Raw genomic sequence first — 24,713 nt, 5'->3', positions numbered from 1 at the left:
TGAGTTCTTTGATCGGTACTCACTGACCATCCCACGGTGGCTCCTCACGTTGACGAAGCAACGCTCAAGAGCGGGAAATCACACCACTCACGGGGACGTAACCGGACAGTCCAGCACCAGTGCCCTCTACGAGGATGACCAACGTCTATCCAATAGACACAAGTACAAGATCGTCTTTGCGTTTCCCAAGTGCCACCGGCTCGGACTCTGCTGACGACATTCTGCCGTCGCGCGTGGGGTCATCCGCTGTCCCGTAAGCCGGACCAACCGCGCACATGACGAGTGAATGGCGGGCCGCGGCGACCGTCTGGTAGAACTTTGTTCCGCATGCCCCGGCAGAAAAAAGTTCGCGCCCAGGCGCGCAATGTGCGACAGCGTTCGTTCGTGGGAAGAGCCCGAATCAACATATCGGCCGCACTGCTGGCCTGGCCGGCCGGATTACCGTCACCGTCGGCATTGCCGACGCCATCCGTGTCGGCAACGACGGTGGACTGCCCGCCCCCCCCCCCCGCTGACAAAGGTGCGGATGAGCACGGGCCGTTAGCATTACAGGCGTGTACTTGATTGGACTGACCGGCGGGATCGCATCCGGAAAGAGCACTGTGGCGCGCCAACTCGTGCAGCACGGCGCCGTGCATATCGACGCCGACCATCTGGCGAGGCTCGCGGTCGGACCGGGCACCCCGGCCCTCGCGCAGATCGCCGATGCCTTCGGCCCGGGGGTACTCAATGCCGAGGGCGCCCTGGATCGAGCGGCCCTGGGCGCACTGGTCTTCGCCGACCCGGATGCGCTCAGCCGCCTCAACGCGATCGTGCACCCGGCGGTGCGGGCGATGTCCAACGCGCGCATCAGGGAGGCAGAACGAGCCGACCCGGAGGCAGTCGTCGTCTACGACGTGCCCCTGCTCGTGGAAGCCGCCGTCGACCATCCGTTCGACCTGGTCGTGGTCACCCAGGCCGACGAGGAGACCCGGGTGCGCCGCATGGTGGATCTGCGCGCGATGGATGCCGGTGAGGCGGAACGCAGGATCCGCTCGCAGGCCAGCGACGCCGAGCGGCTCGCAATCGCCGACGTGGTCCTCGAGACCGGAGGCACCCTCGAGCAGACTCTCGAGCAGGTAGACCTGCTCTGGGAACAGATTCACGCCGGACGCGAAGACCGTACTGTCAGGGCTGCTCCTTAGACTAGATATCATGGAACCCACGCGCTCAGTGCATCCGTTCGAGGTGGTCAGCGAGTACACACCGAGCGGCGACCAGCCCACCGCGATCGCCGAACTGGCCGGCCGGATCAATGCCGGGGAGACCGACATCGTGCTGCTCGGCGCCACCGGAACCGGCAAATCCGCGACCACCGCCTGGCTGATCGAGCAGGTGCAGCGCCCGACCCTGGTCCTGGCCCACAACAAGACCCTGGCAGCTCAGCTCGTGAACGAGTTCCGCGAGCTGATGCCCAATAACGCTGTCGAATACTTCGTGTCCTACTACGACTACTACCAGCCCGAGGCCTACGTGCCCCAGACCGACACCTTCATCGAGAAGGACTCCTCGATCAACGCCGAGGTCGAGCGGCTGCGGCACTCCACCACTAACTCCCTGCTCAGCCGGCGGGACGTCATCGTCGTGTCCACCGTGTCGTGCATCTACGGTCTCGGCACGCCCGAGGGCTACCTTCAGGCGATGGTCGCCCTGCAGGTCGGCCAGCAGATCAACCGGGACTGGCTGATCCGCAAGTTCGTGGCGATGCAGTACCAACGCAACGACGTCGACTTCTCCCGGGGGCATTTCAGGGTGCGCGGCGACACCATCGAGATCATTCCGATGTACGAAGAGCTCGCGATCCGGATCGAGATGTTCGGCGACGAGATCGAAGCGCTGTACAGCCTGCATCCGCTCACCGGCGACATCGTGAGGAAACTCGAGTCGGTGTCCGTCTTCCCCGGGTCGCACTACGTGGCGAGCACGGATGTCATGCAGCGCGCGATCGTCACCATTCAGGAAGAACTCGCCGAGCGGCTGGAACAGCTCGAACGTGAAGGCAAGTTGCTCGAAGCCCAGCGCCTCCGCATGCGCACGACCTTCGACCTCGAGATGATGGAACAGATCGGCTTCTGCTCCGGGATCGAGAACTATTCCCGGCACATCGACGCCCGGGCCCCGGGGGAGGCCCCGCACTGCCTCCTGGACTACTTCCCCGACGATTTCCTGATGGTCATCGACGAGTCCCACGTGACGGTGCCGCAGATCGGCGCCATGTACGAGGGCGACTCGTCCCGCAAGCGCACCCTCGTCGAACACGGATTCCGCCTGCCGAGCGCCCTGGACAACCGGCCGCTCAAATTCTCCGAATTCAAGGGACGGGTCGGCCAGACCGTCTACCTGTCCGCGACGCCGGGAAAGTACGAGATGGGCATCGCCGACGGTGTCGTGGAGCAGATCATCCGCCCGACCGGGCTGATCGACCCGCAGATCGTCGTGAAGCCGAGCAAGGGCCAGATCGACGACCTGCTCGAGGAGATCCACAAGCGTGTCGAACGGAACGAGCGCGTCCTGGTCACCACTCTGACGAAGAAGATGGCGGAAGAACTCACCGACTTCCTGACCGAGGCCGGTGTCCGGGTGCGGTACCTCCACTCCGACGTCGACACCCTGCGCCGGGTCGAGCTCCTGACCGAGCTCAGGGCCGGTGTCTACGACGTTCTCGTCGGCATCAACCTGCTCCGGGAAGGGCTCGACCTTCCCGAGGTGTCGCTGGTCGCCATCCTCGACGCCGACAAGGAGGGTTTCCTCCGGTCGGCGACGTCTCTCATCCAGACCATCGGGCGCGCGGCCCGCAACGTCTCCGGCGAGGTGCACATGTATGCCGACCGGCTCACGGCCTCGATGGAGCGTGCCATCGACGAAACCGATCGTCGCCGCGAGAAACAGGTCGCCTACAACACGCTGCACGGCATCGACCCCACCCCGCTCCGCAAGCGCATCGCGGATATCACCGAGGTTCTGGCGAGGGAGGAAGCCGATACGGCCGAGCTCCTGGCCGGCCGCGACGCGCGCCGGAAAAGCGTCGCTGCGACCCCGCGCCGGCAGGGACTGGCCGCGAACGGCGCCAACGACCTCGAATCCATCATCGCCGACCTGAACGGCCAGATGCTCGAGGCGGCCGGGGAACTCAAGTTCGAACTCGCGGCCCGGCTGCGCGACGAGGTCTCCGAGCTCAAGCGTGAGCTGCGTCAGATGGAGAAGGCCGGCCACATCTGACCGGCTTCCGAACAAAAATTCGAACACGTGTTCGCTCAGAGCGTTGTTCTGGGTGTATCAGTGTCGGCGCACTGCATAGACTCGAAAAGTGTCAATTTCCAAGGTAGAGTCCGGGTCAAAACTCAACGTCCGCGGTGCGCGTGTGCACAACCTGCACAACGTCGACCTGGAGATCCCTCGGGATTCGCTTGTCGTGTTCACCGGGCTGTCCGGCTCCGGCAAGTCCTCCCTCGCGTTCGACACCATCTTCGCGGAGGGCCAGCGGCGATACGTTGAGTCGCTCTCCGCCTACGCGCGCCAGTTCCTGGGGCAGGTGGACCGACCCGACGTCGATTTCATCGAGGGCCTGAGCCCGGCCGTCTCAATCGATCAGAAGTCGACCAACCGCAACCCGCGCTCGACCGTGGGCACCATCACCGAGGTCTACGACTACATGCGGCTGCTCTGGGCGCGCATCGGCATTCCGCACTGCGCGGTCTGCGGTGAGGTCATCCAGGCGCAGACCGTGCAGCAGATCGCCGACCAGCTGATGGAGCTCGAGACGGGCGTGCGGTACCAGGTACTCAGCCCCGTGGTCTCGCAGAAGAAGGGCGAATTCGTCGACCTGTTCAAGGAACTCGCGGCCGGCGGCTATTCCCGGGCCATCGTCGACGGCACCCAGATTCAGCTCAGCGAGCCGCCCACCCTGAAGAAGCAGGTCAAGCACGACATCTCCGTGGTTATCGACCGGCTGGTCGCCGCACCCGAGCTGCTCAGCCGGCTCACGGACTCCCTTGAGACCGCGCTCAAACTGACCGACGGAATCGTGCAGATCAACTACGTCGACCTCGAGGGCGACGAGGCCTGGCAGAGCTACTCGGAGAAGCTCTCCTGCCCCAACAACCACCCCGTGCAGCTGACCGAGATCGAACCCCGCACCTTCTCATTCAACGCCCCGTTCGGCGCCTGCCCCGAATGCTCCGGTCTCGGCACGCGCATGTCGGTCGATGCCGACCTCCTCCTCGGTGATCCGCAACTGAGCATCGCGGAAGGCGTGGTCCTGCCCTGGACCACCCAGGGCAAGGGCCTGTTCCAGTACTACGAGAAGCTCCTCGACGGCCTCGCCCGCGACCTGGACTTCTCCCTCGACACCCCCTGGGGCGACCTCCCCGAGGAGGTGCAGAACGCCGTGCTCCGCGGCGACAACTTCGAGGTCAAGGTGAAGTGGAAGAACCGCTACGGCCGGGAGATGAGCTACACTTCCGGCTTCGAGGGTGTCGTCCCCTACATCGAGCGCCAGTACCTCCAGGCCGAGTCCGACACGCAGCGGGCACGCTGGGGCGAGTACCTGCGCGAGGTCGACTGCCCCGTCTGCGCCGGCACCCGGCTCAAGCCCGAGGTGCTCGCGGTGCTCGTGCACGACGCGAGCATCGCGGATGTCTGCAACCTCAGCCTCAGTGACGCGCGAGTCTTCATGAACAAGCTCGAGCTCACCGACCGGGAGGCGGTCATTGCGGCCCAGGTCCTGCGGGAGATCAAGGCACGCCTGGACTTCCTGATCCGGGTCGGCCTGAACTACCTCAACCTGGCCCGCGCCGCGGCGACCCTCTCCGGCGGCGAAGCCCAGCGCATCCGGCTGGCGACCCAGATCGGCTCCGGACTCACCGGCGTGCTCTATGTGCTGGACGAGCCGAGCATCGGCCTGCACCAGCGCGACAACCGGCGCCTGATCGAGACCCTCGTCACGCTGCGCGACCTCGGCAACACCCTGATCGTGGTCGAGCACGACGAGGACACCATCAAGACGGCGGACTGGATCGTCGACATCGGCCCCGGGGCCGGCGTCAACGGCGGGCATGTCGTGCACTCCGGCTCGTACGCCGACCTGCTCACGAACACCGCGTCTCTGACCGGCGACTACCTGGCCGGCCGCAAATCGATCCCCACGCCCACGACCCGGCGGGAGATCGACCCCGCCCGGGAGATCACGGTCGTCGGCGCGGAGGCGAACAACCTCAGGAAGGTGACCGTCAGCTTCCCGCTCGGTACCTTCACCGCGGTCACCGGGGTCAGCGGATCGGGCAAGTCGTCGCTGGTGAACGACATCCTGTACCGCGTCCTGGCCAACCGGCTCAACGGCGCCCGCAAGCTTCCCGGGCGCCACACCCGCGTCACTGGACTCGACCACCTCGACAAGGTCATCCACGTCGACCAGGCGCCGATCGGGCGCACCCCGCGCTCGAACCCGGCGACCTATACCGGCGTGTTCGACAAGATCCGCACCCTGTTCTCCGAGACCGTCGAGGCGAAGGCGCGCGGGTACCTGCCCGGCCGGTTCAGCTTCAACGTCAAGGGCGGCCGCTGCGAGGCCTGCTCCGGCGACGGCACGATCAAGATCGAGATGAACTTCCTGCCGGACGTCTACGTGGCCTGCGAGGTCTGCGGGGGATCCCGGTACAACCGAGACACCCTCACCGTGCATTACAAGGGCAAGAGCATCGCCGAGGTGCTGGACATGCCCATCAGCGAGGCCGCCGACTTTTTCGAACCGATCTCCGCGATCCACCGCTTCCTGAAGACCCTCGTCGAGGTGGGGCTCGGCTACGTGCGGCTCGGCCAGAGCGCGACCACGCTCTCCGGCGGCGAGGCCCAGCGGGTCAAACTCGCCACCGAGCTGCAGCGGCGCTCCAACGGCCGCAGCGTGTACGTGCTCGACGAGCCGACGACCGGCCTGCACTTCGAAGATGTGCGCAAGCTGCTGCTCGTGCTGAACAGCCTCGTCGACAAAGGCAACACGGTGATCGTGATCGAGCACAACCTCGACGTGATCAAGTGCGCGGACTGGGTGATCGACCTGGGCCCCGAGGGCGGTTCCGGCGGCGGCCTCGTGCTCGCCACGGGGACGCCGGAGCACATCGCCACCGTGAAGAAGAGCCACACCGGCACGTTCCTCAAGGAGGTCCTGGCAGCGCAGTAGGCGCGAGCAGGGATACCATGTCCGACGCGCTGAGCTACCGGCCCAAGACCGGAGAAATCCCCACGAGCCCGGGGGTCTACCGGTTTCGCGACGAAACCGGACGGGTGCTCTACGTCGGCAAGGCCAACAGCCTGCGGGCCCGTCTCGCGAACTATTTCGCCCCGCTCAGCAGCCTGCACGAGCGCACCCGGCGCATGGTCACCACGGCCACCTCGGTCGAATGGACCGTCGTCGGCACCGAGGTCGAGGCGCTCCAGCTCGAATGGACGTGGATCAACGAGTTCGACCCGCCGTTCAACGTGAAGTTCAAGGACGACAAGTCCTACCCCTACCTCGCCGTCACCCTCGCCGACGAGGCCCCGCGCGCCCTTGTCACCCGCACCACGGGAATCCGCAGGGCCCGGTATTTCGGTCCGTATCCGAAGGTTTGGGCCGTGCACGAGACCATCGAGCTCATGCTCAAGGCCTTCCCGATCCGCACCTGCAACAACTCCAACTACAAGCGCGCCATGCAGTCGGGCAAGCCGTGCTTCGCGGGCCAGATCGGCCGCTGCTTCGGTCCCTGTTCCGGCAAGGTGACCATCGAGGAACACCGGGTTATCGTGAACCAGTTCGTCAGTTTCATGGGTAGCCAGGATCGAAAGCTGATCAACACGCTGACCGCGGAGATGAAGGATGCCGCGGCGCACCAGAACTACGAGGTCGCCGCGAAGCGCCGGGACCAGGTCCTGGCCCTCAACGCCGTGCTGGAGAAGAGCGCCGTCGTGCTGCGGGACAGCGTCGACATCGACCTCTTCGCCATCGAAGAGGACGAGCTGGCTGCCGCGGTGCAGCTGTTCATCGTCCGGGGCGGGCGCATCCGTGGTGTGCGCGGTTGGATGGTCGACAAGGAGCTCGACGTGTCGACGGGTGAACTGATCGACTCGGTCATGCAGACGGCCTACGGCGGGGGTGCCGTGCCGCCGCGGGAAATCGTGGTGCCGCTCCTGCCCGACGACGCCGAGGCGCTGGAGATCTGGCTGGCCGGCCTGGCCAAGCGCAAGGTCAGGCTTGTCGCGGCCCAGCGGGGGGAGAAGGCGGCCCTGCTCGCGACCGCCACGCAGAACGCCAAGCACGCCCTGATGCTCTACAAGACCCGCAGAAGCTCCGACTTCGTCGCCCGGTCCAAGGCGCTGGAAGACATCCAGGAGGCGCTGGAGATGCCCTCGGCCCCCCTGCGCATGGAGTGCTACGACGTCTCCCACCTGAGCGGCACCAACATCGTCGCGTCGATGGTCGTGTTCGAGGACGGCCTGCCGCGCACCGACGAATACCGCCGGTTTAGCATCCCGGAGTCGACCGATGACACCGACTCCATCTACCGCACCCTCACTCGCCGCCTGGCATACCTGGTGCCCGAGGAGGGGGGGGCCGACGCCGAGACTGCGACGACGGATGCCCCGGTCGGCGACGCCTCGGGGAAGCGCAAGAAATTCAGGTACCAGCCGAACCTCCTGATCGTCGACGGAGGCCAGCCCCAGGTGGCCGCGGCGACCCGGGCCCTGCGCGAATCCGGCGTCACGGGCATCCAGCTCTGCGGCATCGCCAAGCGGCTCGAGGAGATCTGGCTGCCCGACTCCGACTATCCCGTGATCCTGCCCCGCAACAGCGATGCACTGTTCCTGATCCAGCGCATCCGCGACGAGGCCCACCGGTTCGCGATCGTGCACCAGCGCACCAGGCGCAAGCGCGACATCAACACGGTGCTGGGGGAGATCCCCGGGCTCGGTCCCGCCCGGGTGAAGGTGCTGCTGCAGCATTTCGGCTCCGTCGCGCGTCTCAAGGAGGCCCCGGCGGACGCCATCTCCGAGGTCCGGGGCATCGGACCGGTGCTGGCGACAGCCATCCACGAGCATTTGCGCTCCTGAAGCGCTCTGCTGATCGGTAGGCTGGTCACTCAGGCCACATCCAACCGAAGGCGCAGTTCAGAATGACAACGGAGAACGACAGGCAGGAAATGCTTATCGTGACGGGCATGTCCGGGGCAGGTCGCTCGACCGTCGCAAATGCCTTGGAAGACCTCGGCTGGTACGTGGTCGACAATCTGCCGCCGCAGATGCTGCGCCCGCTCGTCGAACTCGTCGGCCGCGCCGGCACGAGCCTGCCGAAGATCGCCGCCGTGGTCGACATCCGCGGGCGCGACTTCTTCACCGACTTCCAGGAGATCGTGCACTCGCTGCGCAAGAGCGCCCAGGTGCGGGTCATCTTCCTCGAGGCGCGGGACGACGTGCTCGTGCGCCGCTTCGAATCCGTGCGGCGGCCGCATCCGCTGCAGGCCGACGGCACCATCCTCGACGGCATCTCGGCCGAGCGGTCCAAGCTCAGCGCCGTGCGCGAGTCGTGCGACCTCGTGATCGACACGTCCGACCTGAACATCCACCAGCTCGCCACGACCATCACCGAACGCTTCGCGGCCGCGGACGCCGCCGGGGTGCACGTGACCCTGATGAGCTTTGGTTTCAAGTACGGTCTCCCCACCGACGTCGACATGGTGGCCGATGTCCGCTTCCTGCCGAACCCGTTCTGGATCCCCGAGCTCCGGGCGCACAACGGGCAGGACGCCGAGGTGCGGGACTTCGTGCTCGAACAGACCGGCGCACGGGAGTTCATCGCGCACTACGCCGCCGCCCTCGAACCGGTGCTCGCGGGGTACCAGCGGGAGAACAAGCGTCACGCCACCATCGCCGTCGGCTGCACGGGCGGCAAGCACCGCTCGGTTGCCATGGCCGCTGAAATCGCGGCTCTGATCAAAGACTTCCCCGGCGTCGCCGTCAGCCTCAAGAATCGCGACCTCGGCCGAGAATAGCCACGGCCATCGATGCCTGCGTCAAGCAGACGCCGACACCGGCCAGTACGAACACAACGTCCAGAACCCTGGGCCAGGACGACAGAATGGACAAGCGATTGGCACTCACCGCCGACGTTAAAGACGAGCTTGCTCGCGTTGAAGTTTCAAAGACCACGGTGCGCGCCGCGGAATTGGCGACGATCCTCCGGTTTTCCGGGGGCCTGCACATGATCTCCAGCCGGATCGCGATCGAATCCGAGCTCGACACCGCACTGCTGGCCCGCCGGGTGCGGAAGGACCTGGCCGAACTGTACGGCGTGCGCAGCGACGTTTCCGTGATCGACGCCTCCGGCCTGCGCCGCAATAGCCACTTCCTCGTTCGCGTGCTCGAGGGAGGCGAGACCCTCGCGCGGCAGACGGGTCTGCTCGATGCCAGGCGACGCCCCATCCGCGGGTTGCCGAACCGCCTCACCACCGGGTCCCGGGAGGAAATCGCCGCCGTCTGGCGCGGCGCCTTCCTGGCCAACGGGTCGCTCACCGATCCGGGGCGCTCCGCAGCGCTGGAGGTCACCTGCCCGGGGAACGAGTCCGCCATGGCGCTGGTGGGCGCCGCCGGACGCCTCGGCGTGGCCGCGAAGGCCCGCGAGGTGCGCGGCGTGCACCGCGTCGTGATCCGTGACGGCGACGCGATCGGCGCGATGCTCGTGCACATGGGCGCGCAGGAGACGGTGCTCAACTGGGAGGCCCTCCGCCAGCGCCGCGAGGTGCGAGCGACCGCCAACCGCCTGGTCAACTTCGATGACGCCAACCTGCGGCGCTCCGCCCAGGCCGCCGTTGCTGCGTGCGCCCGGGTGCAGCGGGCCATGGAGATCCTCGGCGAGGACATTCCGGAACACCTGCGCTACGCGGGCGACCTGCGCCTCTCCTTCCGGGACTCCAGCCTCGACGAGCTCGGTCACCACGCGGACCCGCCGATGACGAAGGATGCCGTCGCTGGCCGCATCCGCCGGCTGCTGGCCATGGCCGACAAGAAAGCCGCAGACCAGGGGATCCCCGGCACCGACGCCAACCTGCCCGCCGACCTCGACGACGTCTAGCGGCGTCCAGCTTTCCCACATCCCCGTCACAGGTCCACCCCATCCTGAGTAGACTGAAATAGTTGCTCACGAACTGGTAGCGGCGCATTTCGCGTCGTCCACTACAGAGGAGATGCACATTGGCTGAATACACACTTCCGGCTTTGGCCTACGACTACTCGGCCCTCGCGCCGAGCATCAGCGGCACCATCATGGAACTGCACCACGGCAAGCACCACCAGGCGTACGTGACCGGGGCTAACACGGCCCTTGCACAGCTGGCCGAGGCCCGCGACGCCGGCGACCTCACCTACGTGAACAAGCTCGAGAAGGACCTTGCGTTCAACCTCGGCGGTCACGTCAACCACTCGATCTTCTGGACGAACCTCTCCCCGGACGGTGGCGACAAGCCCACTGGCGAGCTGGCCGGCGCCATCGACGACAACTTCGGCTCGTTCGACAAGTTCCGCGCGCACTTCGCCGCGGTGGCGCTCGGTGTGCAGGGCTCCGGCTGGGCGGTGCTCGCCTGGGACTCCATCGGCCAGCGACTGATCATCCAGCAGTTCTTCGACCAGCAGGCGAACTTCGCCGCCGGCACCATCCCGGTGCTGATGCTGGACGTCTGGGAGCACGCGTACTACCTCGATTACCGCAACGTTCGTGCCGATTACGTGAAGGCCTTCTGGAACATCGTCAACTGGGCGAACGTCCAGGAGCGCTTCTCCGTGGCACGCGAAAAGACCAACGGACTGCTGCTCCTCTCCTAGAGGAGCCGGGCCCCTCCGGGGGCCCGCAGCCCGTCCCGTTTCAACCATCAAAACGCGCTCCGGCGCACAAATATTAGGAGTCATCTGTGTCTGTAAAGATTGGTATTAACGGATTCGGCCGCATTGGCCGCAATTATCTTCGCGCTGCCCTCGCCCAGGGCAGTGACATCGAGATCGTCGCTGTGAACGACCTCACCGACACGAAGACGCTGGCTCACCTCCTTAAATATGACTCCATCACCGGTCGCCTGAACGCCACCGTTTCCGTTGAGGGTGACTCGATCATCGTCGACGGCAAGCCGATTAAGGTCCTCGCCGAGCGCGACCCGGCCAACCTTCCCTGGGGCGCCCTGGGCGTCGACATCGTGATCGAGTCGACCGGTCGCTTCACCAAGGCCGAGGACGCGCGCAAGCACATCACCGCCGGCGCCAAGAAGGTCATCGTCTCCGCTCCCGCCACAGGCGACGCGGCCACGATCGTCATGGGCGTCAACGAGCAGGACTACGACCCGGCCAAGTTCGACATCATCTCCAACGCGTCGTGCACCACGAACTGCCTCGCGCCGCTCGCCAAGGTCTTCAACGACAACTTCGGCATCAAGTCCGGCCTGATGACGACCATCCACGCGTACACCGCCGACCAGAACCTGCAGGACGGCCCGCACTCCGACCTGCGTCGCGCCCGTGCCGCAGCCGTGAACATCATCCCGACGTCGACCGGTGCCGCCAAGGCCCTGGGCATCGTCCTCCCCGAGCTCAAGGGCAAGCTTGACGGCTTCGCTTTACGCGTTCCGGTTCCCACCGGTTCCATCACCGACCTCACCGTCATTGCTGAGCGTCCGGTCACGGTCGAGGCCATCAAGGCTGCGTACAAGGCTGCCGCCGAGGGCCCCCTCAAGGGAATCCTGATGTACACGGAAGATGAAATCGTCTCCAGCGACATCGTCACCGACCCGCACTCCTCCATCTTCGATGCCGGCCTGCTGCGCGTCATCGGCGACCAGGTCAAGCTGTCCTCCTGGTACGACAACGAGTGGGGCTACTCCAACCGCATGGTTGACCTCACCGCGCTCGTCGCCAAGAGCCTCTAACGGGGTCCGCAGTGACGCTGCGTACTATCGAATCACTGGGACAGCTGAGCGGAAAGCGCGTCATCGTCCGTTGTGACCTCAACGTGCCGTTGAAAGACGGCGAGATCACGGATGATGGCCGCGTGCGGGCGTCCCTGCCGACGATCAAGGCTCTGCGTGAGCAGGGTGCCCGAGTTGTGATCGTTTCGCACCTCGGACGCCCCAAGGGCGCCCCGGAAGCCAGGTACAGCCTGGCCCCGGTGGCGGTCCGACTCGCCGAACTGCTGGGCGCGGACGTGGCCTTCGCCACGGACACGGTCGGTGCTTCGGCTCAGGCCGCCGTGGCCGCCCTCGCCGACGGGGAGGTCGTCGTTCTCGAGAACCTCCGCTTCAACGCGGGGGAGACCGCGAAGGATGACGCCGAGCGCGGCGCGTTCGCCACGGAGCTTTCCGCTCTGGGCGATGTGCTCGTGTCCGACGGCTTCGGCGTCGTGCACCGCAAGCAGGCCAGCGTGTTCGACCTCGCGGGGATTCTTCCCAGCGCGGCCGGCCTCCTGATCGCCGCGGAGCTCGAAGTCCTCGACCGCCTCACCGAGAAGCCCGAGGCTCCGTACGCGGTGGTCCTGGGCGGCTCGAAGGTCTCGGACAAGCTGGGCGTCATCGGGCACCTGCTGCCCCGCGTCAATTCGCTGCTCATCGGCGGCGGCATGGCCTACACCTTCCTCGCAGCCCAGGGTCACAAGGTCGGCGCAAGCCTGCTCGAAGCCGACCAGATCGAAACCGTTCGCGGTTACCTTCAGGAGGCTGAGCGCCTGGGCGTGAAGATCGTGGTCCCGACGGACGTCGTCGTCGCCTCGAAGTTCGGGGCCGACGCGGAAATCGCAGTCACCCCGGCCAGCGGCATCGAAGACACCACCTTCGGAGCCTCAGGTCTCGGCCTGGACATCGGGCCGGAGACGGCAGCGGCATTCGCTGACATCATCCGGGCGTCCAAGACGGTCTTCTGGAACGGCCCGATGGGCGTGTTCGAGCTGGCCCCGTTCGCGGAGGGCACCCGCACGGTTGCCGCCGCGCTGACCGAGGTCGACGGTTTGAGCGTTGTCGGTGGCGGAGACTCTGCCGCCGCGGTGCGCACCCTCGGCTTCACCGATGACCAGTTCGGTCACATTTCTACCGGCGGCGGCGCGAGCCTCGAGTTCCTCGAGGGTAAGCGCCTGCCAGGACTGGAGGTCCTCGGATGGCAGTAAACGAACACCCACGGCGTACTCCGCTGATTGCAGGCAACTGGAAGATGAACCTGGACCACCTCCAGGCCATCGCCTTCGTGCAAAAGCTCGCCTGGAACCTGAAGGACGCCAAGCACGATGTCGCAGCGGTCGAGGTGGCGGTTTTCCCGCCGTTCACCGACCTCCGCTCGGTGCAGACGCTGGTGTCCGCCGACAAGCTCCCGATCGCCTTCGGCGCCCAGGACCTGTCGGCACACGATTCAGGCGCGTACACCGGCGAGATCTCCGGTGCGTTCCTGGCCCAGCTTGAGTGCAAGTACGTGCTCATCGGGCACTCCGAGCGGCGCACGCTGCACGCGGAGACCGACGAGCAGGTCGCGGCCAAGGTTTCGGCAGCGCTCAAGCACAATTTGGTACCAATCATCTGCGTCGGCGAGACCGCCGCGGACCTGGAACTGCACGGCCCGAGTGCGGTGCCGGTTGCCCAGCTGCGTGCGGCCCTGTCCGGTGTCACTGACGCGGCCGACTTCGTCGTCGCCTACGAGCCCGTTTGGGCGATCGGCTCCGGCCAGGCGGCAACGCCTGAACAGGCCGAGCAGGTGGCGGCACAGTTGCGTCTCGTGCTCAAGGAAACGCTCGGTCAGGATGTGGCCGACAAGACGCGCATCCTGTATGGCGGTTCGGTGAAGGGCGTCAACATCGCGGGTTACATGCGCGAGCCCAACGTTGACGGCGCGCTCGTCGGCGGCGCCAGCCTGGACATCGACGAGTTCTCGAGCATCGTCCGGTTCCAGAAGCACGTCGGCCTGTAGGGGTTCATCCCCGACGCTGGTAATGAACCAACCCGTCGGCCCCCGTTCCGGGGGTCGGCGGGTTGGTTCGTGATGCAGGCTATGATTATGACTGATCTTGGTGGGGCTTTTGCTGCCACCGCACTGTGAAAGGTTTCGCGTGGAGATTCTCCAGGTTGTACTGCAGGTATTGCTCGGAATTACGAGCCTGCTGCTCACCATGCTCATTTTGCTGCACAAGGGGCGCGGTGGAGGCTTGTCCGACATGTTCGGCGGTGGTGTCACCTCGAACCTCGGGGCTTCAGGCGTGGCGGAGCGCAACCTCAACCGCATCACGGTCATCCTCGCCCTGCTCTGGATAACCTGCATCGTGATCCTCGGGTTGATCACCAAATTCGACGCGGGACTGTAACGCCCGCTCCACAGTTTTGACGAGTACCAGCTCATTCGGCCGATCGGCTTCAGGCCCTTTTCAAGCGGAGGAACAACATGGCATCTGGTGGCAGCGCAATCCGTGGCTCCCGTGTAGGAGCTGGCCCCATGGGCGAGCAGGACCGCGGTTTCCACGCGGACCGCATCAAGGTGTCCTACTGGGACGCCCTCGGCAACGAGACCGTTCGCTACTTCGCGGCCAATCTGCCCGACGACGAGATCCCCGAAACCATCGACTGCCCGTTTTCCGGCCTGCCGGCCGGACGCGACAAGGAAAACCCGCCCTCGGTCGTCAAGCTCGAGCCGTATAAGACCCACCTCGCGTACGTCAAGGAACGGCGCACGGTGGAGGAAGCGGAATCCCTGCTCGAGGAGGCACTCCAGCAGCTTCGCGTTCGCCGAGGAAAGCTGACGGCCACGAACTGACCTGACGTCACCACGAACCAGAAAAGGTCCCGACGATGTCGGGGCCTTTTTCGTGCCTGTTCGGCGTGACCCGGTCAGAAGGAGGACGCGGTGAGGTTCTCGGGAACCTCCGCGGCGGCCTCACGGTCGACGAAGAAGTTCGTGTACCGGCGACCTTTGATCCCGGCCACGGGGACCTCATCCCGGCTGGCTCCCGCGAGGGCGAGGCCCAGGGCCGAGGCCTTGTCCGGGCCGGCCAGGACCATCCAGATGCACCGCGACGAGTTGAGGGCCGGTCGGGTGAGGCTGAGGCGCTCCGCCGGGGGTTTCGGCGAGGAGCGCACCGCGATCACGCTGGCGGCGTTTTCCCGGATTCCGGCCTGATGCGGGAACAGGGACGCGACGTGGCCGTCGGGGCCCACACCGAGGAACGTGACGTCGAAGCGCGGCAGGGCCGTTCCTTCGATCGAGTGGGACTCCAGCTCGGCGGCGTAGCTGGCGGCGGCCTCGTCCAGGTCGAGTCCCTCGTCCGACGCGGCGAAGGGGTGGATGTTCCCAGCAGGAATCTCGATGTGGTCCAGCAGAGCCGTGCGGGCCTGGAGCTCGTTACGTTCGGGGTGGTTTTTGGGCACCCAGCGTTCGTCGCCCCACCAGAATGCCACCTGCTCCCAGTCGATGGTGTCGCGGGCCGCGGAGGCGTTGACGGCCTCCAGCACTTCGACGGCCACGGACCCCCCGGTGAGGACCACGTTGAGGTCGCCCTGCTCGTGCAGGAGGTCAACCGCGGTGGTGATGAATCTAGCGGCGACCGAAGCCGCCAGGGCAGCCCGGTTAGGGTGCACCAGTACTCGTCGTTCGTTGGTCACGATCGTCCTCCGGTTAATTCTGCGACCACATCGTCAAGGTGCGGTAGGCCGCGCGTGATGACTTCACCATACAGTTCGTCTGGATCCAGGCGGCGCAGCTCATCGCTGAGACAGTCCCGCAGGCTTCGACGTTTGAGGGTGAGGTCCTGAACCGGTTGACCCGGCTGGGTGAGCGTCGCGATGTCGGGGACCTCGCGTTCGAGGGAGATGACGCCGGCCGAGCGCGTCAGGTGCACGCAGCGGATGCCGTGGGACATCGGTCCCGTCGTGAATTCGTAGTCCACCGGGACCTGGAGCTGCATCGACAGCCAGGCGGCGAGCAGGGTCGTCGACGGCGAGTCGGCGGCGCCTGACACCCGCACCGCCGTGACCGGCAGATACGGGGGCTGGTCGAGCACGGCGGCGAGCTGGGCGCGCCAGAGGGTCAACCGGGTCCAGGCGAAGTCCGTGTCGCCGGGACGGTACGAGGCGCACAGGTGGTGCAGGGCCGCCTGCGGGTCCGGCTGGGCGGAGGCGTCCGTGATGCGCCGGTAGGCGATCCGCCCAAGCGGGGACTCGGCGGGCACGACCGGGGCCACACCGGGCCACCAGGCCACGACCGGGGCGTCCGGTAGGAGCAACCCCGTGACCAGGCTTTCCTGGTCGCTGGCGGCGTCGCCGTAGGCACGAAGCACGATCACCTCGCTCGCCCCGGCGTCACCGCCGACCCGGATTTCGGCATCGATCCGGGCGGAGGCGTGCGGGTCGGTCGGGTCGGACTCGGGCGTGGACATCACGATGACCCGCATCGGGTGTTCCCTCGAGGCATCGTTCGCCGCCTCGATCGCCTCTTCCTCGTGACCCATCGTCGACGCGATGATCAGCGTCAACACGCGGCCGAGGGCGACGGCGCCGCCCTCCTCGCGGATCCTGACCAGGGCTTTTGAGATCTTGGACGTGGTCGTGTTGGGCAGATCGACGATCATGGGCGTCTCCAGTGTCGGCCGTCGCGGGCCAGAAGTTCATCGGCGGTGGACGGACCCCAGGTTCCCGGCCGGTACTGCTCGGGTTGTCCCTGCGTCGCCCAGAATTCCTCGATCGGGTCGAGGATCTTCCAGGACAGTTCGACCTCCTCGTGCCGGGGGAACAGGGGCGGATCGCCGAGGAGCACATCCAGGATCAGACGTTCGTAAGCTTCCGGGCTGGCCTCGGTGAAGGCGTGCCCATAGCCGAAGTCCATGGTCACATCCCGCACCTGCATGCCGACGCCGGGCACCTTGGAGCCGAAACGGATGGTGACGCCCTCATCGGGCTGCACCCGGATGACCAGCGCGTTCTCGCCGAGGGGAGTCGTGTTGGCCTTGGCGAAGAGATGCTGGGGGGCGCGTTTGAAGACAACGGCAATCTCGGTGACCCTGCGGCCGAGGCGCTTTCCCGCGCGCAGGTAGAAGGGGACCCCTGACCAGCGACGCGTGTCGATGCTCAAGCGGATCGCAGCATACGTCTCGGTGAGGGACTCGGGGTCCATCCCATCCTCGTCGAGGAAGCCGGGAACCTTCTCGCCGCCCTGCCACCCGCCCGCGTACTGGCCGCGAGCCGTGCCGGTGGCCAGGTCGTCCGGGAGCCGCACGGAGGCCAGTACCTTTTCCTTCTCGGCGCGCAGGTCCGTCGCGTCGAACGAAATGGGCTCTTCCATCGCGGTCAGGGCCAGGAGCTGGAGCAAGTGGTTCTGGATGACGTCTCGGGCGGCGCCGATGCCGTCGTAGTAGCCGGCGCGGCCGCCCACGCCGATGTCCTCCGCCATGGTGATCTGCACGTGGTCGACGTAGTTGGCGTTCCAAATCGGCTCGTAGAGCTGATTGGCGAAACGCAGCGCAAGGATGTTCTGCACCGTCTCCTTGCCCAGGTAGTGGTCGATCCGAAACACGGAGTCGGGGGAGAAGACCGACTCGACGACGTCGTTCAGCTTTCGCGCCGTCTGCAGGTCACTGCCGAACGGCTTCTCGATGACGACTCTGCGCCACTGCCCGTCCTTCTGTTCGGCGAGCCCGGACCGCCTGAGCTGCTCGGTGACGAGGGGAAAGGCCTTCGGCGGAATCGAGAGGTAGAACGCATGGTTGCCCATCGTGCCCCGCTCCCGGTCCAGTTCTGCGATGGTCTCCTTCAGCAGTTCGAAGGAGGCATCGTCGTCGAAGGAACCGGGGACGAAACGGATTCCCTCGGCCAGCTGTGCCCAGACGTCCTCGTGGAAATCGGTGCGCGCGTACTGCTTGACGGAGTCGTGCACCACCTTCATGAAGTCCTCGTTGTCCCAGTCTCGCCGGGCGAAGCCGACGAGAGCGAAGCCGGGAGGCAGGAGACCTCGGTTGGCCAGGTCGTACACCGCCGGCATGAGTTTCTTCCGCGACAGATCACCGGTGACGCCGAAAATGACGAGGCTGCTGGGCCCGGCAATCCGGTTCAGACGGTGGTCGGACGGCGATCGCAGCGGATTGAACTCCGGGGTGATTTCCACCGGGGGCATGCGGCTCCTTCAGGATGGGGCGGTGAGGCGGTGAGGCGGTGCGGCGCTGAGTCCGTCCGGCGGAAACGATGACGGCGCCGGCCCCGGAAGGGTCGGCGCCGGATCGTCAGCGCAGGGCGTCGAACAGGGTTGTGATGTTCTTCTGCGGCTGGGTCAGCGTCAGCGTCAGGACCGGGCGGCCGTGTGCGGCAAGAACGCTGGCGTCGCCGCTGGCCTGGGCCTGGATGAGCTCGCCGAAGGTGAACGGGCGCTCCGGGATGTCCAGGTCCACCTCGGGGGTCGTCAGGATCTGCAGGAAGACGCCGGTGGTCTGGCCGCCCTTGTGCAGCTGACCGGTGGAGTGCAGGAACCGGGGCCCCCAGCCGAATGTCACCGGACGCTTCGAGAGCGCGGCCAGGAGGCTGCGGATCTGCGCGAGCTGCGGCAGTTCCAGCCGGTTCACGTAGGCCTGCACGGAGATGAACCCGTCCGGGCCGAGCTCCTCGATCAGGGCATCGATGGCAGACGCGAGGTCGCTCGCGGCGCCGATGACGTGGGCTGTGCCCCGGATCTCGATGCCGTCCGAGATGAAAGCGGCCGGGGCGGGCTCGGGGCGGGAGTCGAGAAGTCCACGGGTCGCGATCTTGGCGGCCTCGACATCCGGCTGATCGAACGGGTTGATGCCGAGCAGACGGCCCGCGACGACGGTCGCGTACTCCCAGACCAGGAACTGGGCGCCGAGGGTGCCGCTGACGCGGATCTCGCCCCGTCCGTCGTGGTCGGCGAACAGGTGAAGGCCGGCGTCGTCGACGAGGCGCAGGATCTGCACGTCGGGCAGGTTCTCGGTCAGTTCGGGTGCGGTGGGGTCGAGGACGACGGGGAGGATTCCGGTGCCCTGCTTGCCGGTCGACTCGGCGATGAGCTGTTCGGCCCAGTCCGGGAACCCGACGATGTGGGTGCCGTCGGCCACGAGGGCGAGCTTGTCCTTGCGCGGGTTCGTCGCCGCGATGGCCGCGCCGAGGATGAGTCCGGGGTTTTTCGGGCTGTCGATGGCGAGCGAGAGCGAGATGGACTCGGCTTCATCGAGGAGCTCCGCGATGTCCACGCCGGCGAGTCCGGACGGAACGAGTCCGAATGCCGTCAGTACGGAAAAGCGCCCGCCGACGGTGGGGTCGGCGTTGAACACCCGGTAGCCGACCGAGCGGGCATCCGCGTCGAGCGGGGAGCCCGGGTCGGTCACCACGATGATCCGGTCGACCGGGTCGATCCCGGCCTCACGGAAGGCCCGCTCGAACACGCGGCGCTGGCTGTCGGTTTCCGCCGTCGAACCGGACTTGGACGAGACGACCAGAGCGGTCTCGGCGAGGTGATCGCCGAGGGCGGCGAGCACCTGGCCGGGGTCCGTGGAGTCCAGGACCGTCAAGGGAACCCCGGCGGTGCGCGTGATGACCTCGGGGGCGAGGGAAGACCCGCCCATGCCGGCGAGGGCGATGCGGGTGACTCCGGCGGCGCGCAGCGAATCGCGCAGGGCCAGAATCTCGGGGATCAGCGGGCGGGAATCGGCGACGGACTCGGTCCAGCCGAGCCGTTTGGCGGCTTCGGCTTCCGCGTCGGGGCCCCACAGGGCGGGGTCCAGCGCGGTGATGCCGGAGGCGACGAGGTCGGCGACGAGGGTGGGGACGGTGGCGCGCACGGCGTCGGCCGCGGCGCCACTGACGGAGATGCGGAAGCTCACCGGTCGGCACCGTTTCGGGTGGCGGTCTTGGCGGCATCCAGCGCCTGGGTCACGGTGTCCAGCAGCTCGTTCCAGGACACCACGAACTTGGAGACGCCCTCGGTCTCGAGCACCTGGGTGACGTCGGCGTAGGAGATGCCTTCGTTGGCGAGGGCGTCGAGGACGAGGTTGGCCTCGTCGTACGCGCCGGTGACCGAGTTCGCGGGGATGATTCCGTGGTCGAGGGTCGCCGCGAGGGTCTTCTCCGGCATGGTGTTGACGACCTCGGGGGCAACCAGGTTGGTCACGTAGAGGGTGGCGGGAAGCGTGGGGTCCTTGACGCCGGTGGAGGCCCACAGCGGGCGCTGCTTGTTGGCGCCCGCGCTCAGCAGGCTGAGGGCACGCTCGGTCGAGAATGCTTCTTCGAAGACCTGATACGCGAGTTGGGCGTTCGCGACGCCGGCCTTGCTCTTCAGCGCGAGGGCCGAGTCGGTGCCGATGGCCTCGAGGCGTGCGTTGATCTCCGTGTCCACCCGCGACACGAAGAACGATGCCACGGAGTGGATCGTGGACAGGTCGATGCCGGCGGCCTTGGCCTTCTCCAGGCCGGAGAGGTACGCGTTGATGACCTGGCGGTGCCGCTCGAGGCTGAAGATCAGGGTGACGTTGACGCTGATGCCGAGCGCGATCGTCGCGGTGATGGCGTCTAGCCCTTCAACGGTGGCCGGGATCTTGATCATGGCGTTGGGACGGTTGACCTTCGCCCACAGTTCCTGGGCCTGCGCGATGGTGCCGGCCGCGTCGTGGGCGAGGCCAGGCTCGACCTCGATCGAGACGCGTCCGTCGACGCCGTTGGTGCGATCGTAGACCGGGCGGAAGATGTCGCTGGCCGCGGTGACGTCATCCGTCGTGATCTCGAACACGGCATCGTGCACACTGGTGCCGGCGGCCGCGAGGGCGGCCACCTGCTCGGCGTACGCCTCACCCTTACTGAGGGCGCCCGCGAAGATCGTCGGGTTGGTGGTGACGCCGACGACGTTTTTCGTGTCGATCAGGTTCTGCAGCCCGCCGGAAACGATCCGTTCGCGGGACAGGTCGTCCAGCCAGATGCTGACGCCGGCGAGGGAAAGTTCGGCGAGGGGAGTGTTCTCTGTCATGTCTCTAATCTCCTAAAAAATGTGCAGGTTGTTCCGAATGTGGTGCCGCCGACCGTTGAGTCAGTGGGCGGCGAGGGATTCCTTGGCTGCGGCGACGACGGCCTCGGTGGTGATTCCGAATTCGCGGAACAGGGTCTTGTAGTCGGCCGAGGCGCCGAAGTGCTCGATCGAGACGCTGCGGCCGCGGTCGCCGACGTAGCTTGTCCAGGTCAGGGCGATGCCGGCCTCGACCGACACCCGGGCCGTGATCTCACGGGGGAGCACGCTTTCGCGGTACTCCGCGGGCTGCTCCTGGAACCATTCGAGGCTGGGAGCAGACACGACACGGGCGTGGATGCCGTCGACCCGCAGTTGCTCACGGGCGGCCAGGGCGAGCTGCACCTCCGAACCCGTGCCGATCAGGATCACGTCGGGGGTGCCTCCCGGCGCTTCGGCGAGGATGTAGGCGCCCCGGGCGACGTTCCGCGCGGATGCGAAAACCTCACCGTGGGCATCGCCGTCGCCACGCGGGACCACGGGAATGTTCTGGCGGGTCAGCACGATCCCGGCCGGTCCCTGGCGCCGTTCGAGGATGGTCTTCCAGGCCCAGGAAACCTCGTTGGCGTCGCCGGGTCGCACAACGTCGAGTCCCGGGATGGCGCGCAGGGTCGCCAGCTGCTCGATCGGCTGGTGTGTGGGGCCGTCCTCGCCGAGTGCGACGGAGTCATGGGTCCAGACGAAGATCGAGGGAGACTTCATCAGGGCGGCCAGGCGGATGGCCGGTCGCATGTAGTCGCTGAAAATCAGGAACGTTCCGCCGAACGGGCGGGTGTTCCCGTGCAGCACGATGCCGTTCAGGATGGCCGCCATGGCATGCTCGCGGATGCCGAAGTGCAGCACCCGGCCATAGGAGTTGCCCGTCCACTCGCCGGTGGAGTGCTCGCTCGGAATGAACGACGCCGCGCCCCCGATGGTCGTGTTGTTCGATTCGGCGAGGTCGGCGGAGCCGCCCCAGAGCTCGGGGATGACGGTGCCGAGGGCGGTGAGCACCTTGCCGGAAGCGGCACGGGTCGAGACCTCGATGTCGGCCTCGAACACGGGCAGCGCCGCGTCGACGCCCTCGGGCAGGTCGCCGGCGAGAACCCGGTCGAGCAGCGCCTTCCGCTCCGGGTTGGCGGCAGCCCAGGCGTCGAACGCGGTGGTCCACTCCGCGTGGACCGCGGCGCCGCGCGCCACCGCCTGGCGGGTGTGGGAGATGACCTCGTCGGACACCTCGAAGTTCAGCGCCGGGTCGAAACCGAGCACGGTCTTGACGGCGGCCAGCTCGTCGGCGCCGAGAGCAGAACCGTGGATCTTTCCGGTGTTCTGCTTCTTCGGGCTGGGCCAGCCGATGATGGTCTTCAGGATGATCAGGGACGGCTTGTCGGTGACGGCCTTGGCCGCCTCGATGGCGTCGTTGAGGGCGGCGACGTCTTCGACGTAGGCACCCGTCTTCTTCCAATCGACCGTCTGCACGTGCCAGTGGTACGCGTCATAACGCGCGGCCACATCCTCGGTGAACGCGATGTTGGTGTCGTCCTCGATCGAGATCTGGTTGCTGTCGTAGATCGCGATCAGGTTGCCGAGCTGCTGGTGGCCGGCGAGGGACGAAGCCTCGCTCGTGATGCCTTCCTGCAGGTCGCCGTCGCCGGCGATCACGTACACGAAGTGGTCGAAGGGGCTCGTGCCGGCGGCGGCCTCCGGGTCGAACAGTCCGCGTTCGAAGCGGGACGCGTAGGCGAAGCCGACAGCGGAGGCGAGGCCCTGTCCGAGGGGACCGGTCGTGATCTCGACCCCGTCCGTGTGGCCGTATTCCGGGTGGCCGGGGGTTTTGGAGCCCCAGGTGCGCAGAGCCTTCAGATCGTCGAGCTCGAGCCCATAGCCGCCCAGGTACAACTGCACGTACTGCGTGAGGGAACTGTGACCGACGGAAAGGACGAACCGGTCGCGACCCAGCCAGTCGTTGTCGGACGGGTCGCGGCGCATGACCTTCTGGAACAGGAGGTAGGCGGCCGGGGCAAGGCTCATGGCCGTGCCGGGATGCCCGTTCCCGACCTTCTCCACGGCGTCGGCCGCGAGCAGGCGTGCGGTGTCGACCGCCTTGTTGTCAATCGAATCCCACTGCAATGCTGCCACTTGGTATTGACCCTTCTGGATACAAAGGGGGCAGGTTGTCGAGAACCCGCACCCGCTGGTGTGCGCGCCCGTGGACATCAGCGTCATCATGGTTTCGCAGCAGAGGCCATTTCCGGTGGATCATGCCTGCATGCACCGTGATTGGCGAGCATCCCCAGTATAGGCAACCCGCGGTTGGGCCGGAGTATGGGGCGCCCCATAATCCTCCGGCGCACTACCGTTTGGCGACGAGGTCGGCCGGTGATGATCCGGGGGAGACCGTGCGGGTGTCGATGGGGGCGCTCAGATTCAACAGGAGCGCGGTCATCACGGCCGCGAGGATGCAGGACAGCACCATATGGATGCCGACCAGGCCGGCCGGCAGTCCCGTGTTGGCCTGGATCAGGCCGACCCCGACCTGCACGGCCTCGACGAGCAGCAGCAGCATCGCCCAGCCTCGCGTCTGCAGGCCGCGAGACACTCCGGTGACCATCAACACCAGGGTGAAGGCCACGGTCAGGTAGGCCGGCCAGCTGTGGATGTGCTGGAGGAACTCCGGGTCAAGGCCGGTGCGCGGGGCGTCCACGTCGCCCGCGTGCGGGCCGGAGCCGGTGGTGAGGATCCCGACCAGGATGGTGAGGAGCACGAAGGCGCTCGTGACCCACGCGACGGCACGGTACCAGCGCGGCACGGCGAGGGTGCGCTGCACACGACCGGTGTAGACCCGGTGCACGAACACGGTGCAGAGCACGACCAGGGCGACGGAGATCACGAAGTGGAGGCCGACCACGTAAGGGTTCAGCTGCACGAGAACGCTGATCCCACCGATGACGGCCTGGGCCGGGATGCCGAGCCCGGCCAGCAGTGCGAGCCGGAACAGGTCGGGCCGCTCCCGGCGCAACCGCACCACGGCCAGGAACGCCGCGATCGCGATCAGGCCCAGGGCGACGCCCAGCAGACGGTTGCCGAACTCGATGAACCCGTGGATGCCCATTTCGGGTGTGTTGACCAGGGAATCCGCGGTGCATTTCGGCCAGGTCGGGCAACCGAGGCCGCTACTCGTCAGGCGCACGAGCCCGCCCGTGCCGACCAGGAGAATCTGGGCGGCCAGGTAGACCCACGCGATCACCCGGACACGCCTGTCGATCCTGGTGGGCAACCACTCCGCAATACGTTTCACCGGTTCAGCTTCCTGTCTCGTGCGCGATGTGTGAAAACGCCGGACCGCACTACTAATCCCATGGCTAGCCTGTAGAATTAGGTGTTTCCTGGGCGGCGACACCGCAGTTGACATAACCGTGGCGCAACACACCGTCGTCTGTGAACATCTTAGGTACGCAACGTAGCCGCTCACACAACGCGTTCCCGTGTCTGCCCTCCGGCCGGAGGCCTTCCCTGGAATGACCGGACTGATATCCGGGTTGTCGTGGTTGGGAGAAGAGGTAGATATGTCCGATGTCCTGCTTGACCGCCCCGAACTTGCGGGGCTCGGTACGTACGAGTTTGGTTGGTCCGATTCCGATGCGGCGGGCGCGTCCGCCAGGCGCGGGGTT

At 66.5% G+C, this 24,713-nt stretch carries 19 protein-coding genes; 12 read left to right on the top strand and 7 right to left on the bottom strand.

Annotation, left to right across the window (positions count from 1 at the left end; genetic code table 11):
• The first annotated feature begins 554 nt into the window (after positions 1–554).
• From coaE to E3O49_RS06475, 12 genes are all read left to right on the top strand, one after another.
• The gene (coaE, locus tag E3O49_RS06530) at positions 555–1,184 is read left to right on the top strand and encodes a dephospho-CoA kinase (protein WP_134366642.1); all 630 of its coding nucleotides are present in this window, start codon (positions 555–557) and stop codon (positions 1,182–1,184) included.
• 10 nt (positions 1,185–1,194) lie between these two features.
• Complete coding sequence (uvrB, locus tag E3O49_RS06525; RefSeq protein WP_134366641.1) at positions 1,195–3,258, top strand: excinuclease ABC subunit UvrB; 2,064 nt, start codon at positions 1,195–1,197, stop codon at positions 3,256–3,258.
• A gap of 88 nt (positions 3,259–3,346) precedes the next feature.
• Positions 3,347–6,214 carry an excinuclease ABC subunit UvrA gene (uvrA, locus tag E3O49_RS06520; protein WP_134366640.1) on the top strand — a complete coding sequence of 956 codons (2,868 nt, stop codon included), beginning with the start codon at positions 3,347–3,349 and terminating at the stop codon, positions 6,212–6,214.
• Positions 6,215–6,231: 17 nt separating this feature from the next.
• A complete protein-coding gene (gene uvrC, locus E3O49_RS06515) occupies positions 6,232–8,121 on the top strand; it encodes an excinuclease ABC subunit UvrC (protein ID WP_134451178.1) in 1,890 nt (629 codons plus the stop codon).
• 62 nt (positions 8,122–8,183) lie between these two features.
• The gene (gene rapZ, locus E3O49_RS06510; protein WP_134366638.1) at positions 8,184–9,059 is read left to right on the top strand and encodes an RNase adapter RapZ; all 876 of its coding nucleotides are present in this window, start codon (positions 8,184–8,186) and stop codon (positions 9,057–9,059) included.
• 98 nt (positions 9,060–9,157) lie between these two features.
• Positions 9,158–10,138: a DNA-binding protein WhiA gene (whiA, locus tag E3O49_RS06505; protein WP_134366752.1), complete on the top strand. Its 981-nt coding sequence runs from the start codon at positions 9,158–9,160 to the stop codon at positions 10,136–10,138.
• A 119-nt stretch (positions 10,139–10,257) separates the two neighbouring features.
• Positions 10,258–10,884, top strand: coding sequence for a superoxide dismutase (locus E3O49_RS06500; protein ID WP_134366637.1), 627 nt, complete (start codon positions 10,258–10,260; stop codon positions 10,882–10,884).
• Positions 10,885–10,970: 86 nt separating this feature from the next.
• The gene (gap, locus tag E3O49_RS06495) at positions 10,971–11,975 is read left to right on the top strand and encodes a type I glyceraldehyde-3-phosphate dehydrogenase (RefSeq protein ID WP_134366636.1); all 1,005 of its coding nucleotides are present in this window, start codon (positions 10,971–10,973) and stop codon (positions 11,973–11,975) included.
• Positions 11,976–11,986: 11 nt separating this feature from the next.
• Entirely contained in the window at positions 11,987–13,201 is a 1,215-nt protein-coding gene (locus E3O49_RS06490) for a phosphoglycerate kinase (RefSeq protein WP_134366635.1), read from the top strand.
• Positions 13,192–13,992, top strand: a complete 801-nt coding sequence (gene tpiA, locus E3O49_RS06485; protein WP_134366634.1) for a triose-phosphate isomerase — start codon at positions 13,192–13,194, stop codon at positions 13,990–13,992. The genes E3O49_RS06490 and tpiA overlap by 10 nt, the downstream gene beginning before the upstream one ends.
• A gap of 139 nt (positions 13,993–14,131) precedes the next feature.
• Positions 14,132–14,383: a preprotein translocase subunit SecG gene (gene secG / locus E3O49_RS06480; protein WP_134366633.1), complete on the top strand. Its 252-nt coding sequence runs from the start codon at positions 14,132–14,134 to the stop codon at positions 14,381–14,383.
• A 77-nt stretch (positions 14,384–14,460) separates the two neighbouring features.
• Positions 14,461–14,829: an RNA polymerase-binding protein RbpA gene (locus tag E3O49_RS06475; RefSeq protein WP_134451176.1), complete on the top strand. Its 369-nt coding sequence runs from the start codon at positions 14,461–14,463 to the stop codon at positions 14,827–14,829.
• A gap of 74 nt (positions 14,830–14,903) precedes the next feature.
• Here the strand turns inward: E3O49_RS06475 and pgl are convergent, their stop codons facing one another.
• The 7 genes from pgl to E3O49_RS06440 form a co-directional block, all read right to left on the bottom strand.
• Positions 14,904–15,674: a 6-phosphogluconolactonase gene (gene pgl / locus E3O49_RS06470; RefSeq protein WP_134366631.1), complete on the bottom strand. Its 771-nt coding sequence runs from the start codon at positions 15,672–15,674 to the stop codon at positions 14,904–14,906.
• The gene (locus E3O49_RS06465; protein WP_134366630.1) at positions 15,671–16,639 is read right to left on the bottom strand and encodes a glucose-6-phosphate dehydrogenase assembly protein OpcA; all 969 of its coding nucleotides are present in this window, start codon (positions 16,637–16,639) and stop codon (positions 15,671–15,673) included. Before E3O49_RS06465 ends, pgl begins: the two co-directional genes overlap by 4 nt.
• Complete coding sequence (gene zwf / locus E3O49_RS06460) at positions 16,636–18,177, bottom strand: glucose-6-phosphate dehydrogenase (RefSeq protein ID WP_134366629.1); 1,542 nt, start codon at positions 18,175–18,177, stop codon at positions 16,636–16,638. The genes E3O49_RS06465 and zwf overlap by 4 nt, the downstream gene beginning before the upstream one ends.
• Positions 18,178–18,283: 106 nt before the next feature.
• A complete protein-coding gene (locus tag E3O49_RS06455) occupies positions 18,284–19,891 on the bottom strand; it encodes a glucose-6-phosphate isomerase (RefSeq protein WP_134366628.1) in 1,608 nt (535 codons plus the stop codon).
• Positions 19,888–21,027 (bottom strand): transaldolase, encoded by a 1,140-nt coding sequence (gene tal, locus E3O49_RS06450; RefSeq protein WP_134451174.1) that lies wholly within the window; start codon positions 21,025–21,027, stop codon positions 19,888–19,890. The genes E3O49_RS06455 and tal overlap by 4 nt, the downstream gene beginning before the upstream one ends.
• Positions 21,028–21,087: 60 nt before the next feature.
• The gene (tkt, locus tag E3O49_RS06445; protein WP_134366626.1) at positions 21,088–23,181 is read right to left on the bottom strand and encodes a transketolase; all 2,094 of its coding nucleotides are present in this window, start codon (positions 23,179–23,181) and stop codon (positions 21,088–21,090) included.
• Positions 23,182–23,395: 214 nt separating this feature from the next.
• Positions 23,396–24,340, bottom strand: a complete 945-nt coding sequence (locus tag E3O49_RS06440; RefSeq protein WP_134366625.1) for a COX15/CtaA family protein — start codon at positions 24,338–24,340, stop codon at positions 23,396–23,398.
• Positions 24,341–24,713: the final 373 nt, after the last annotated feature.

Source organism: Cryobacterium shii (assembly GCF_004402595.1).
In the GTDB taxonomy this organism is placed as follows: Bacteria; Actinomycetota; Actinomycetes; order Actinomycetales; family Microbacteriaceae; genus Cryobacterium; species Cryobacterium shii.
Note: the sequence above shows the minus strand (reverse complement) of the source record. Positions and strands in the feature narration are given on the sequence as shown.

Bases quoted from the DNA above. Each gene is read 5' to 3' on its own strand.
- uvrB (WP_134366641.1), top strand. From the start codon at position 1,195: ATGGAACCCACGCGCTCAGTGCATCCGTTCGAGGTGGTCAGCGAGTAC.
- uvrC (WP_134451178.1), top strand. From the start codon at position 6,232: ATGTCCGACGCGCTGAGCTACCGGCCCAAGACCGGAGAAATCCCCACG.
- rapZ (WP_134366638.1), top strand. From the start codon at position 8,184: ATGACAACGGAGAACGACAGGCAGGAAATGCTTATCGTGACGGGCATG.
- tpiA (WP_134366634.1), top strand. From the start codon at position 13,192: ATGGCAGTAAACGAACACCCACGGCGTACTCCGCTGATTGCAGGCAAC.
- E3O49_RS06475 (WP_134451176.1), top strand. From the start codon at position 14,461: ATGGCATCTGGTGGCAGCGCAATCCGTGGCTCCCGTGTAGGAGCTGGC.
- E3O49_RS06465 (WP_134366630.1), bottom strand. From the start codon at position 16,639: ATGATCGTCGATCTGCCCAACACGACCACGTCCAAGATCTCAAAAGCC.
- zwf (WP_134366629.1), bottom strand. From the start codon at position 18,177: ATGCCCCCGGTGGAAATCACCCCGGAGTTCAATCCGCTGCGATCGCCG.
- tal (WP_134451174.1), bottom strand. From the start codon at position 21,027: ATGACAGAGAACACTCCCCTCGCCGAACTTTCCCTCGCCGGCGTCAGC.